At 54.3% G+C, this 12,417-nt stretch carries 8 protein-coding genes; 4 read left to right on the top strand and 4 right to left on the bottom strand.

Annotation, left to right across the window (positions count from 1 at the left end):
• Positions 1-3: 3 nt before the first annotated feature.
• Positions 4-3,210, bottom strand: coding sequence for a DUF499 domain-containing protein (locus SM753_RS19665; RefSeq protein WP_323192798.1), 3,207 nt, complete (start codon positions 3,208-3,210; stop codon positions 4-6).
• Between the two features lie 143 nt (positions 3,211-3,353).
• Here SM753_RS19665 and SM753_RS19660 point away from each other — a divergent pair, with 143 nt between their 5' ends.
• Complete coding sequence (locus SM753_RS19660) at positions 3,354-5,108, top strand: SNF2-related protein (protein WP_323192797.1); 1,755 nt, start codon at positions 3,354-3,356, stop codon at positions 5,106-5,108.
• The gene (locus SM753_RS19655; RefSeq protein WP_323192796.1) at positions 5,101-6,267 is read left to right on the top strand and encodes a hypothetical protein; all 1,167 of its coding nucleotides are present in this window, start codon (positions 5,101-5,103) and stop codon (positions 6,265-6,267) included. Before SM753_RS19660 ends, SM753_RS19655 begins: the two co-directional genes overlap by 8 nt.
• Before the next feature lie 55 nt (positions 6,268-6,322).
• Here SM753_RS19655 and SM753_RS19650 read toward each other — a convergent pair whose 3' ends face one another.
• From SM753_RS19650 to SM753_RS19640, 3 genes are all read right to left on the bottom strand, one after another.
• A complete protein-coding gene (locus SM753_RS19650; protein WP_323192795.1) occupies positions 6,323-7,342 on the bottom strand; it encodes a hypothetical protein in 1,020 nt (339 codons plus the stop codon).
• Between the two features lie 408 nt (positions 7,343-7,750).
• The gene (locus SM753_RS19645) at positions 7,751-8,305 is read right to left on the bottom strand and encodes a hypothetical protein (RefSeq protein WP_323192794.1); all 555 of its coding nucleotides are present in this window, start codon (positions 8,303-8,305) and stop codon (positions 7,751-7,753) included.
• 23 nt (positions 8,306-8,328) lie between these two features.
• On the bottom strand, positions 8,329-9,435 hold the full coding sequence (locus tag SM753_RS19640; RefSeq protein ID WP_323192793.1) for a site-specific integrase: 1,107 nt from the start codon (positions 9,433-9,435) through the stop codon (positions 8,329-8,331).
• A 615-nt stretch (positions 9,436-10,050) separates the two neighbouring features.
• On the opposite strand from SM753_RS19640, the gene SM753_RS19635 reads away from it, so the two are divergent.
• On the top strand, positions 10,051-10,632 hold the full coding sequence (locus SM753_RS19635; RefSeq protein ID WP_323192792.1) for a hypothetical protein: 582 nt from the start codon (positions 10,051-10,053) through the stop codon (positions 10,630-10,632).
• 147 nt (positions 10,633-10,779) lie between these two features.
• Positions 10,780-11,967: a DUF5797 family protein gene (locus tag SM753_RS19630; RefSeq protein WP_323192791.1), complete on the top strand. Its 1,188-nt coding sequence runs from the start codon at positions 10,780-10,782 to the stop codon at positions 11,965-11,967.
• The last annotated feature ends 450 nt before the right edge of the window (positions 11,968-12,417 follow it).

Raw genomic sequence — 12,417 nt, 5'->3', positions numbered from 1 at the left:
GAACTACTTCTGGAAGGTGATCTCAATCTTCAGGCTTGACGCCTCCTCGGGCATCCGCTCGAACAGGTCCTGGACCTTCGTGTAGTCCTGTCCGGATCGCAGCGTCAGGCTGACTTGCGTCCGCTCAACGTCGGCGGTCCCCTGAAGAGCGCCGGGAACACCCTCGCGGTCGGGCAGCATGAACGTGACGTCCCCGTAATCGACACTTCCCGTCTGGTGGTTGTTCCGCCACTTGCTCCGCATCGCAGCGACGTCGTCGCCGTTGTACTCGAAGCGCCACGTGGGTATCTCCGTGTCGGCCTTCCGGAACGGGTACCCGGGGACCCAGTCGGAGGCTTTCTCCGAGCCGGTCGTGTTGACGACGTACTCGGGTTCTTCGTCCTTTCCGATGTTCTCCAGCAGGTACGTCCGCACCATGTACTCGGTAACACTGCTGTCGAACCGGTCGCCGACCTTGTTCACCGTGAACTGGTCTCCGGGTTCCAGGTCCTCGATGTACTCCAGGATCTGGTCGCCGATCCGCTCGGGAACGGTCGGGACGATCTTTACCGTCGTCGGGTCACGGTCTCCCAGCGATCCGAGGTACCGACCACCGGCTTCCAGGACGTAGTCGTCTACGAGGAATTCGTTGACTGCCTCGCGGGCGACGGACTCGGTTTCGTCCGGCGGGAGGAAGACCGACTCCTCGGCACGGATTTCGCCGATGATCGTGTTGAGGTTCGCGTAGCCGTCGTCGTCGATGTGCGTCTCGATGCGATCTACGAGCGACGACGCACCGACGACCTCCGCGCCGCCGACGTCGCGGATCGTCGCGTCGGATTGGGGCTTATCGAGAATCTCGTTCCCTTTGACGATGACGTACTGTTCCTCACGAGCGAGCCGACCGATGGCCCGCATCACGACGTCGTGGCTGTCGCCGTCAATCCAGATCTCACCATCTTCGACGAGTTCCAGTTCGAAGTCACCGATATCGAGGGCGGTCGTTCCGCTCCCGAACCGTTGACGAAGCTCTTGTTCGACGTCATCGACGCCCCACACGTCCACATCGTCTTGCTGGACGAGGACGGTGTCCAGCGAACTCCCGGAGAGATCATCGCGGAACCCTCCAGTGTCACGGGCGAGTACCGGTTTGTCCGAGAGCGCTTTGACAGTCGCATTTAGCACGTCATTCGCACTGCCGGGGATCGGAAGGTCCGGGTCGCGGAGGAATTGCTCGTAGATGTCCTCAACCGAGATCTCCCCGCGTCGTTCTAAGAGATCTTCAGCGATATCCCAGACGTGCGACTGGAGGTCGAATGGGTCTGCGGACGCTGAGTCCGCGATGTTCGAGGCATTCAGCTCTGCCTCGTCGTGAACGTACACGTCAAGTTCCATCGGCGTCATCTGCCCCCAGTCATTGAGAAGGTCGTTCCCGTCAAGCACCTCTCCGTACAGGAGTTGGAGTTCTTCGCGGAGTTCGTTCTCCTCCTGCTCCCTCATGCCCTGAATCGACGTCCGGATTTCGTCATCGAGGGATTCGTCGGCGAGTACCTGCCGTGCGCCCTCGATGTACCGCGCCTTATCGATGTACCGTGTCCCCGACTCGATGGCCTTGTCGCCCGAGGGTTGGACGAACACGAGCGTGTTACGCCACTCGCGGCCACGCCCGTCGTTCGTGATGACTTTCTCGACCTCCTCGTTCGTCCACTGGTCGTCTTTCACGACGACCTTGACCTCGCGGTCGTCCGGGATGTCCCGCATATCGTTCGTCCGGAATCCGACCGGGTGTGCGTTCGACCCGAAGATATCGGTAATGAAGTCCGCGACTTCAGCCTTCGCCGACGTCTCGGAGACGTCTACGGCCGCGTTCCGGATGAGCGCGTTCGGGTTCTGCCGGTCGCGGATCGCGTACTTTCCGTTCAGCTTGTGGAGATGCCACGCGACACCGTGGAGACGTTCGAGGTTGAGGACAACGTCTGAGACGAGATCGCCTGTCTGGTAGGCACCCATGACGATCTCCGAGACCTCCGCGCCCTCGCCCTCGCTCGGCTTCAGCGAGTACAGGAGGATCGTGTTCAGAATACGTCGGCCGTGGGGAACATCGTCTTCATCGATGCGGCTTTTGATGTCGCCCGTCGCCGCGTTCAACCGCTCGTAGTTGATCTTCGCCAACTCGTCCTCGAACTCGATAGCGTCGATATCACCGTGCGTGATCAGATCCGTCTGATCCTGCATCTCCAAGAGAACCTTCGAGAAGAGGTAGATCATCCCCCGCGTGTTCTGGTTATCTTCGTCAGCGTAGTACCGCGTCTCAAGCGCGTCCAAAAGCACGGGATGGAACGGATACAGATCGTGCATCTCCGACAGCAGATCATCGGGAATGGTGACATGATCGGACTGGTCATACGCGTCGTAGTACCCGTTGACGATTTCGCGGGCGGAGTTCTCGTTCACTGAATCGATCAGGCGGTGACGAAGGACCTCACGTTTGTCCACCTGGTTGTTCATGTTGACCTCGACCGCCTGTTCCCGGTTCAGGATGTCGTGGACCTCGGAGCCCTCACGCAGAACAGAGACGATAGTGTAGAGTTCGAGATCAGAGAGCGCCGTTGATTCGAGCAGCGACTGGAGGAAAGCTTTGTTCGCACTTTTCCGGTCGCCTTGGAGTGTATCGAACCAGTCCTCCAGTTCGTCCACGAAGAATGCGACTGTGTCGTCGCCGACGGCCTCCTGAATCGTCTGCATATCGGGATAACCGCCTGAATTGAACGTTCCAGGATCGTAATCGAGTGCCTCGAAGAACGGCTCCCAGAGATACTCGTACTGCTCGTTCTGCATAGCGACTGTGACCGGCGTCGCCGACTCGGGAAGTGCCGTGTCGAAGCCTTCGACCGAGTCGCTTGCCCACGTACCTGCTGCGTCGGGATCGTCGAAGCAGTGGTACAGCGCCACCATCTGGTGGGACTTCCCACTGCCGTACGGACCGTAGAGGATGTGCGTCCCGCGCGGGTCATCGCCCGTGAGCGAATCACGGAGAATCGAAAGCGCCTCACGGAGCCCCTGGGTCATCAGGGTTCGCTCGAAGAAGAGTTCCGCGTCTGACTCGAACTCGTCATCGTCATCCACGTTGTAGAGCTTCACTTGGCCATCGATCTGCCCCTCTTCCCGAAGCTCACGGCTGAGAGTTACCGTGTCTTCGAGGGTGTTCGACAAGGATCCTGTCTGTGCCATCTTGATACTTAAACACACCTCTTGGACACCCAATAAACACTATGGTCCTGCGAACATCCTCGCTTCTTAGGACCAATCAGACGTGCTCGCCTGCTTCGGTCGGTCACAAAACGTATTTCACGCGAACCTGTCTCTACGAGACTATGGGAAGTTACGACCTCGTTGATGTTGAGGTCACACACGAGTCTGCGGACGATCTTCTCGATTCATTGTCTGAGGATGGTGCAGAGGAGGATCATTTACAGAGCATCCAAGCTGTTCGTCTCCAAGCAGGCCAGCCGGACTCCGAACTTCGCTCGCTGAAAGAGTTGGACGAAAACTCCGTCAAGCTACTGGAACATCAGGTGGACGCAGCCTATCGGGCCCTCTTCGAAATGGACGGGAAGGCCCTTCTCGCTGACGAGGTCGGGCTCGGGAAGACCATCGAAGTTGGGATGATTCTCAAGGAGATGCACTTTCGAGAGACGGACGAGTCGGTCCTCATTCTCACGCCTGCGCAGCTGGCGAAACAGTGGCAGGCTGAACTCCGTGAGAAGTTCGGCCTTGAATTCGTCTGCAACTACGACGATGAATTCGAGGACTTCGACGCGCATGACTACATCATTGCGAGCATCGACACCGCGAAGAGTGAGAGACACCGCCAGACGGTTCTCGACCGTGACTGGGACGTTCTGGTTCTTGACGAGGCGCACTACGTCAAGAACGAAGAGACGGATCGATACGACTTGATCGACCGACTTTCGTATAATTACGCGTTCTTCCTCACGGCGACGCCGATCCAGAACGAACTGACGGACCTGTATAACGTCGTCTCGCTTCTCCGTCCCGGACTGTTCGGCACACGCGACGTCTTCCACCAGTACTTCGTGAATAGCAATCAGGAGACGTTGGTGAACCGGGACGAGCTACAGGACCGGTTGAACAAGGTGATGATTCGGAACCGGCGAGAGGATACGGATATCGACTTCACGGACCGAACCATCGATACACGGACATTCGATCCGACTCCGAAGGAACGTGAACTCTACCAGGCAGTCTCTGACTACGTCAAGGGTGCCTACAGCCAGGATCAGGGTCAGAAGCTCGTGTTGATGCTCCTTCAGAAGGAAGTCGTTAGCAGTCCCGTAGCGCTCAAGGAAACAATCGAGAAACGACTCCATGAGCAGTCTGAACTCACCCACGCGGACGAACTGGAGTCAATTCTGGATCTGATCGAAGAGATTGATACAGTAACGAAACAGGAGCGCCTTCTGGATATCGTCGAAGAAGCTCGTGACACCGTCGAAATGGGACGTGTGATCGTCTTCACCCAGTTTCGGGCGACTCAACGCCAAGTACTTGATCGCCTCGCTTCGGAAGGGTATACCGTCCACGCGTTCCACGGTGGACACTCCAGTAGTGAAAAGGAACAGATCGTGGAGGACTTCGAGGAAGAAGGTGGAATCCTTGTTTCAACCGATGCAATGAGTGAAGGTCGTAACCTTCAATTTTGTAACATAATGGTGAACCTGGATTTACCGTGGAATCCAATGCGCGTCGAACAGCGAATTGGACGTGTTCACCGGATCGGACAGAAACGAAACGTCTTCATTTTCAACATGGCGCTAAAGGACACTGTTGAAGAATACGTACTGGAGCGGCTCTACCACAAAATCGACCTGTTCCAACAGAGCGTGGGCGAGCTAAGTTCAATTTTGAGTCGGTTAGAAGAGTCCGGTACGAGCTTTGAAGATCAGATTTTCGACCGACTGGTTAATGCTGGTTCAGAGGTCGATCTGGAGAACGATTTCGATGCGATGGCCGTTGATCTGCAGGAACAACGTGAACTTGCGGACAAATTGGAGGAGTTCAACAACGGAGTCTTCGAAGGATTCGACCTGGGGGAAAGCGATGACTGAGGCAGCACTCGCGGTCACGCAGTCTCTCGTTGAGGAATTCACCGAGGGCTACTTGGAGTCACTCGGTGGCACCATTGAGAAACGAGGGGACACCTGGGAAGTTACGATCCCAGACAATGAGGATACGGAATTGCCGGCGGGAAGCCTATCGTTGCTTTGTGGCGCAGACAGAGACGAAGATGCTACTGGAGAGTCTCTTCATCCAGAGAGTGAGTTTTTTCAGCGGATCCTCAGAGAGGCAACTGAGCGTCGCCCTACCGGGAAACTATCGATAGAAGCCGATCAGGATGACGTGGAAATCCCACAGTGGATCAAAGAAGGCGACGTCGAAGCCAGGGAGGCACAGTTCACTCCGTATTACGACCGCACAGCGATTGTGGTCCTCTTCGAGGTGAGTATTGAAACCGTCAGTGAGTACCAACAAGAGCTCCTTCGCGCCATCGCTATCGACCATCGCTCGGAACAGAGACTTCCAGCGTTGGAAGAGACGTTCCTTCATATGACGTCGATAACCACGAACGGCTCTCCCACTACCACGCAATCGTCATTGGCGGAGACAGACGCACGATCACTGCTTAACACAGCCCAGGATCAGCTGATGAAGGGCATCGAGAACGAGATTGAGGAGGTCCATAATGAGGCATCCAGAGCAGCGGACGCAGAGGTCGAAGAGTACCGCCAACTGCAACAACAACGGATCCAAGAGCTGGAGGAGGAACGTTCTAAGCTGTCCTCGAAGATCGATGAGCTGAGTGAAGCGATCAATGGCAGTGATCAGGACGATCGCGTGGCGAGACTGAAGAAGCGGAAAGAGGCAAAATCTGAGTATGAAGAGGTCGATTCGGAATTGAGTACTCTGCACGAACGACGAGACCAGGGGTTTCCCCAGAAGCAGGAAGAGATACGAAAGCGGCATGCGTTGGATATTCGGGTGACTCCCCTCACGGTAACACAGGTAGAGTACGAACGGGGAGAGATCGATATCGAACTGGCTGAGCAAGGAGTTTCCCGAAAGGTGACGCTCGGATATGGGAGCGGGATCGGAACTATGGACACCGTCCAGTGTTCTTCATGTGATAGTGTGTTGAGCATAGAGAATCCACTGAATACCATCAAAGACTCTCTTCGATGTAGAGCCTGCAGTTCTTCTAATGATTAGGTCGGTACAGCAAAATCATCGAATTCATCGACAAACGGAGACCTCTCAGCGAATCTTAAGCATCGTCTCCCATGAGAATTAACTCATCACCCTCGATCTTTAGTAGGTCCTCATTCTCCAGATCGTGGCGTTTCACCCTTTTCACATCAACTCCCAGTGTTTCCCGATCTTGGTTGTATTCGTATCCTGGTGAGGACTCAGCGATTTCTCGCATCAATTGCCGGATCGTACTTTTCCGTATTTGACCTTTGAATAGGTCAACTGCATCGGGAATGCTGAAGGCCGCTTTTATTGAGGTGTTATCATCGGAGCGGTACGCAGCAACCTTGATAGCTAGCCGCTTGTCATCTCGATCCATAAGCATCAACGGCTTTTTAGTCGGATCTCGTGGATCCGTGAGGTCTAACCCTTCCGGATTAACGTATAACTTCGAGTTATTCGGATGCCACGTGAAATCCAATTCATCAAGCACTCTGGGGAGATACTGCTTCTGAGTGTAGTCGCTAGCACTGATACCTTTGGCAGCCTCGATGGCCTGATCGAGATCATCGAGTGAGAATCCTCCCTCTCTAGATCGTCCGAGTTCGTTAACGATCGTGTTGGTACGACGTTCTTTCGCCCCCATCGAATTATCGATGTCCGGTTGAGACTCCTCTGAGATCCTCTGAAGTTTCTGTGTTACCCGTTCGATTACGCTACCGTCGGTGATGTATCCGTACATAATCGCCTCTGCTAGTTCACCGGCGGAACGATAATCCTCTTGAGAAGCCGATATCAGGGCTGTGCGAACGTTTTCTGCGATTCGGTGGGAAGCAACGACTGTCTCTCCTCGATTAACCTCACGAGTTTTTTCTTTGCTTTCTGAACCACCCAAGGTGTCCGTGAGGTCATCAACTGCGTCTTGCAGATCTGCGAGTTCTCCCTGGTTGAGGAAGTATCGGAACTCCCGTTCCAACTCGATACCGGCATATGGCCGGCACTTTCCGAACTTGGCCTTGATTGCGTTGTTGAAATTCCGTTTCACGTCTTCGTCGATACGGAGATTCAATCTCACGCGATTGGTCTCACCGCTCACACAGACCACCCCGCATCAAACTGCGGGAACCAACTGACGATTATCTGATAGATACGGTGATGATGTATGCAATTGGTTACAGACAGTAGTAGTGTCTGTAGTACTTCGGCAACGTGGTCGGTCAGTTGCTCTCGTAGATCGGCGTCATGAGTGGTTCTAGCAGTCCGACGCGACTGCCGAATGCTCCCCCCCTGTAGAGGGATCCCTGATCGGCGCAAAAAAGAAATTCTGCGAGCGGATTTGACAAGTCTCTCTTCGAGAATGAGTTGTTCTAATTCGATACCTCTCCGGTCGTGTCTTCCAACTAGTGTCATGGAGGAAAGCCTCCACCTGCCCATGTCTGGGCGAACCCCTGCGGCCGGAATTTGGAATTGAAGCTGTGAAGACGGAGCAGTAGCCTAATTCGATTTATCCCTCCATCTCTCGGTAAAGCTGGTTGAGGGCTGGATTCTGTCCCGCTCCAAGAGCCTGGATTGCGTCCCGTGTTTGTTGTTTCACCGTACGTAGGAGCTCCCCCTTCTTTTTCGGGAGGCGACTGTGATCCCCATCTTGATATCCCTTATCGGCAGCAAGGAACAGGGCAATCCGGGATCGTAACAAACTATGATTGTGCTCCTCACCAGCGATCAGGACGTAGGTTGCGATATATAGCGAAGCATCCTTCTTATACGGTACCAGATCAACAGCATTCTCGCGGAACCACCGATACACGTCGTACATCAGATCGTCTACTTCTTCCGGCGAATCTGGGAAATCCCCTTCTGCGAAGATGAGGCTCGCTTCTTCGGAGCAACCATCCGACTGGCATTCCAAGAAGGCTTCGTACGCCGTCAGGCCATCGATGCACAAGAGTTGTCGTCGATCCACCTCCTGATGTTCATGAGAGTAGATCTCTGGGCCCGATGGGAGGACGTGTGTATTACTATCAGTGCCGATGCTATCTGCGTCGTGGAACTCTGTCATGTCTATGAATTCGAAAACCGGGGTTAGTTAGCGAGCTGCTCTGCAATTGCCTGACTTCGGGCTTCCATGCGCTCGGACTCACTACGACCATCGTAGTGCGTCCGAATCACGGATGGGCTGACATCACAACGATCGGAGACGTAGTCGATTGGGACGTCCTCCCGGAGGAGATACGTGATCACACCGGCACGAACCATGTGCGGACAGGCGTTGTTCCCGCATCGCCACGCGTCAGAAGACGTCATCGAATCATCGTGATCACACTCGTCTCCGAGCGCCTGTGGGCAACTCCACCGATAAACGGACTTCCGGATCGTTGATCTAGCAACTCTTCCGTTGCGGGTCGTGAGCAAGGGCTCACGACCGTACTCATCAGTGGCTGAGACGCGCTGATCATCGATGTACGCCTGAATGGCTTCGACCGTCCCGTCTCGGATCAACCCAACGAGCCGCTCGCTCCCACGGTCGTTCTTGAGCGATGTCTCCGATTCTGGCCGATAACGGAGTCGAAGCGTCCGATTGTCTGGATCGAAGTCCTGAACGTCCAATGAGTGGAGAGCGCCAATCCGGAATCCTGATTCGGCGAGCAGCGTCCAGATGATATGATCCCTGGATGCGTAGTGATACGTCTCCAAGTAATTGTGAATCTCCGAGATCCGCCCCATATCCAGCATCTCGTCGCGGACTTCGTCAGCTTCCTTGACGCGGAACGGGAGGATCTGCTCATGGAGCCCGACCCGGACAGCATCGATCGTTTCGCAGTACTCAACGAATTTCCGAGTGATGTCGATCTGCGTCTTCTCTGACTTAGGAGCTAAGTGATCAACACTCGTTGGAGCTTCTTCGGCACGCCAAGTGAGGTAGCGCTGGATCGCACGACCATCTAGCTCGTTGAGGTTTTCGATGCCGACTTGCTCTGTCCACTTCGTGAAATGGCGGAGACTGGAACGATGTGTCTTCAATGACGAAGAGGCGAGTTCATTACGACGTCGGTGAAGATACCATTCAACGGCCTCTGCTGGCGAGATCGGCTTCAGATTGGTTGATCTGGGATCTCCACGAGTACTGTTCGACCTGTTGGGATCCGAACCGACTCGTCGATCATTCGGATCGTCATCCTTGCTGCTCATCGCTTATCACCTCGCTGGCTACGGTCTCTCTCGATCACTCGGTGAGAACACTGCTGAGGGTGAGCGGGGAGATATCTGGTTCGAGGATTGTGCTGTTCTTCAAAGGCGATTCCTTCGTGGATTTGATTTCCTGTTCTGGGCATTGTGTTGCCCTCATGCGCACCTACGGGCAACACGCAGAGCGGCCAGGCATTCCGTAGATCCGTACAACGACGGCCTGAACAGCCGCTACACTCTCAACCGGTATGGTGATCGACGATTGGGCGGCCAGCGCAATCAGCGCGGGCCGCCCATACGGTGACGGAGCTGGCGGAGCGTGAGCTGATCACTCCCTGGCTGTGGATTCCGTAAAACAGAGAGGCTCCCTTCGCTGGATCTGAATGCCAATTCCAATCGAAGCTAGAGGAGGAGTGTTCTACTGATCAGGAAGCCAGGAGGTTAGATGTGGAGAGCAGGCCCCTCTAACCAATAATCATAGACTTAGGTTGTCTTATCGATGGTAGTAGGTCAAATGTACGCTGGATTGAAAGGGTTAGCATGGTAGGTAGTGACAAATGACTATCCCCTGAACCGTCCAATACAAAGCGGCTGACGGGAAAGGACAAACTAGAGCCAATGGTTACGTACGATCTATCGAGAATGGACGTAGGGTTGATTGCAGAGATGATTGCAGGGCGACACGGCGGGTTTCCGGAGCCGCTTGAGGAGACAATTACGGCACACGCGACAGACCAACCTGAGAATGAGGAGTATAGCAAAGACGACATCCGAATTCATTCGAAGAGTCGGAGTCTGACAAAGGAAACTCACTTAGGGGTATTGGAGGGTGTTACGTTGCCAGAAGACGGTGACTGGGGGTATTCGCAAGGCTGGATACCTGACGATATCCTAGTGGCGAAGGCACTGACTCCAGTGGAGGGCGCGCCGAGTCCGTCACGTTCGAGAGAGGGGTTGGATCCGACGACAGATCTGCTGGCGTACTACGCGGTGGAGGTGAAGGCGGTATCGAGCGGAAATCGAGTTCGGTTGACGGAAAATCAGCAGGAGATGTTAGCGATCGTGAGCGAGGAGGTGGAACAAGTCTATCCTATCATCGTAATGGTGGACGTGGGCGGTCTGCCGGAGTCGGCGGAGGTGGTGGTTGATATTTATGAGGAATCGGTTTGGGCGGACGGTCAGATGTCAAAGACCATCTAACTAATGTTGTGTTTTTCGAGAATACCCTGCGTTCTATACTTGGTTCTGGCCCGTTGGCGAGGGGTCAATCGGTAAATATCGTCCTTGAGAGATGAGCTCCTTTTCGATAAGGGAAATGGATTTCTTGTCAGACTCGCATTTGTGCGTATGCCCAATCCGTACGATGTCCTCGGAATAACAAGAAATGCGAGTGAGATCGTGGTCGAAGCTGCATATCGAGCACTGGTAAAGGAACATCACCCAGATCAGGGCGGGAGCCAAGAGCGTTTTCAAGAGATCCAAGATGCGTACGAGCAGATCCAGAACGGTGATCCAACTGCTGGTTCCACGGACGGTACCAGTACGTTCAGCGGATTTGCCCGTGGACTTGCGGCACTCGGCACACCTGTGAGTGCAGCGTCGATAGAGGGCACGCTCGCGGATGGTTTAACAATCGAGAAGGGGCCACTGCGCGTTTCCCTTGTCGGACTGTTCCGAACCGACATCGAACCACTTGCTTGGCCACACGAGGTTGATTCTATCCAGACTGAGAACCGATTTCTCTGTGTAACTCGAATCGAGAACACCTCCGAGTACGTACAGAAGTGGAATGGAATCAGTAAAACGAAATTCGTCGGGAGTGACGGGCAAACGTATTCACCGACTCATGATTTGGCATCGACAGAGACCGATATCCCACCCAACGTAGACCCGCGTGACACGAAACTGTCTCCACAGTTTTCGACCAACTACACTGAACTCGAACCAAAATCATGGACGCTCGGGATCACGGTCGCCCCAAACCTTCCAGGAGAGGTGGATCTTCAGCGGATGTCCTATACCCATAGTGTGTTTGAGGGTCATCAGACCGATGGGGTTGTGAAGGAAAAGATTCGATATGAGTTCTCGGTTACGCCAGAGAGACGGCAGCAGATGCTTTCACTTATTGCGCAGGAACTGATGGACGAGATCCCAGACGGAACACCGTTGCAAGCGCTGGCGTCTACAGAGGACACTTCGGCGCAGGCCATGGGCAGCAGTTCACAATCTACGCAGGATGGTTCTAAGTCACAGGAGACTTCGACATCAACGACTGATGGAGCAACGGATGATGACACTAGCTTAGTGAATTCGGAATCTCCGGTAGGAGGTGAGCTCTCGGAGCAGGAACGGGAGCGAGTAGCAGATATCATCCGGTTGGCACCGACGTCGAATGGAGACCTCGCTTCAGAGTGGGGGTTCGAGACTGGGAAAGAGGCGTGGCAATACCTTTCACAATACCTGGACGATTACTACCGTCGGAACGAAAACAGTCGTATTGAACCGACGGAAGAAGCGATACAGATAGTTGGATAACGGATCTCTCTTACTGACCTGCGCCAGAATTCTTAGTAGGAGAGATCGGCTGACTTGGATTGTCGGAGTGAAATTACCACTCTTCCTCTAACTGGATCACGTGAATGTCGTCTTGAACGTGAAGTAGTGTCGTACCATCTTTTGCCAGAAGGATTTCGCCGTCGCCATCCCATCTGTATAGATCAGCGGAGTGTTTTCCGCGGTTTGGTTCGACAGTCACGTAGTCCTTTGCTACAACTCGTTCAATCGCGTTCCGCACCCCTTTCTTGCTGGGATCTTCCTTTAACCGGTCATCTTCATCGATCAGCTCGTGGATTTTCGTGATCGACCGTAGCGCTCGGTCTGGATTGTCCTCCTGTTGAAATACCTCGAATGGCTCTGGTGAATCGCCAGAAGGCGTTTGATTTCACTGTTTCACGGCTCGCTTGATGTTGTAGACCGTACACATCA

Origin of the sequence: Halostella sp. PRR32, from assembly GCF_034808085.1 — an archaeon.
GTDB lineage: Archaea > Halobacteriota > Halobacteria > Halobacteriales > Natronoarchaeaceae > Halostella > Halostella pelagica.
The sequence above is the reverse complement of the archived record's forward strand: the minus strand, read 5'-3'. Positions and strand labels throughout refer to the sequence as shown.

Coding starts and splice junctions, on each gene's coding strand:
- SM753_RS19665 (WP_323192798.1), bottom strand. CDS start 3,210: ATGGCACAGACAGGATCCTTGTCGAACACCCTCGAAGACACGGTAACT.
- SM753_RS19660 (WP_323192797.1), top strand. CDS start 3,354: ATGGGAAGTTACGACCTCGTTGATGTTGAGGTCACACACGAGTCTGCG.
- SM753_RS19655 (WP_323192796.1), top strand. CDS start 5,101: ATGACTGAGGCAGCACTCGCGGTCACGCAGTCTCTCGTTGAGGAATTC.
- SM753_RS19645 (WP_323192794.1), bottom strand. CDS start 8,305: ATGACAGAGTTCCACGACGCAGATAGCATCGGCACTGATAGTAATACA.
- SM753_RS19640 (WP_323192793.1), bottom strand. CDS start 9,435: ATGAGCAGCAAGGATGACGATCCGAATGATCGACGAGTCGGTTCGGAT.
- SM753_RS19635 (WP_323192792.1), top strand. CDS start 10,051: ATGGTTACGTACGATCTATCGAGAATGGACGTAGGGTTGATTGCAGAG.
- SM753_RS19630 (WP_323192791.1), top strand. CDS start 10,780: ATGCCCAATCCGTACGATGTCCTCGGAATAACAAGAAATGCGAGTGAG.